1 pseudogene is annotated in these 261 nt (G+C 58.6%); it reads left to right on the forward strand.

From position 1 onward, the window contains the following. Window positions 1-51: 51 nt before the first annotated feature. Window positions 52-261, forward strand: a pseudogene (locus E0D98_RS26565) (nuclease); the annotation flags it as partial.

Raw genomic sequence — 261 nt, forward strand, 5'->3', positions numbered from 1 at the left:
GACGTGAACTGAGTGAGCTGAGGGATGAGGTCCGTAAACAGGGAGAACGGGATGATAGTTAAGTTTCATGCCAGGGGAAAAGGCGGTGGCAGTGGTCCGGTTGATTACCTGCTGGGCCGGGAGCGTAGCCGGGAAGGGGCGAGAGTTCTGCGGGGTGCTCCCGAAGAGGTGCGGGAACTCATCGATGCCACGCCGTTTGCGAAAAAATACACCTCGGGGGTTCTGTCTTTTGCAGAGCAGACACTGCCACCGGGAGAGCGT

This window comes from Escherichia sp. KCJ4928 (genome assembly GCF_004352695.1).
Classification (GTDB): domain Bacteria; phylum Pseudomonadota; class Gammaproteobacteria; order Enterobacterales; family Enterobacteriaceae; genus ECMA0423.